The organism is Brevundimonas sp. UBA7507 (genome assembly GCF_002478355.1).
Lineage (GTDB): Bacteria > Pseudomonadota > Alphaproteobacteria > Caulobacterales > Caulobacteraceae > Brevundimonas > Brevundimonas diminuta_D.
Map to the genome: position 1 here is coordinate 299871 of NZ_DLNP01000011.1, position 228 is coordinate 300098.

Annotated in this window: 1 protein-coding gene; it reads right to left on the minus strand. The window is 70.6% G+C overall.

What is annotated here, in order from left to right:
- Positions 1-228: hypothetical protein (locus tag B3D50_RS07235; RefSeq protein ID WP_414632911.1), on the minus strand; the 228-nt coding region annotated here is incomplete at both ends.

The following is a 228-nucleotide window of genomic DNA, read 5'->3' on the forward strand; positions in this document are numbered from 1 at the left end:
CCACCCCCGGCCGGATGCGGCAATGGCCCATCCGCACGTCATCCCCGAACCAGCCGACCACCAGACTGACCCGCTTCAGCCTCGACGCCTGCGCCATCAGCTGATCCAGCGAGGCCTCCAGGTCCGTCTGCCCCGCCGTCAGATGCACGTTCTCCGGCGTGGATTTCGCCAGCCCCTCACGCCGCATCACCGGCTCGGTCGCCAGGCAGAACTCGCCCGCGCCGGGGA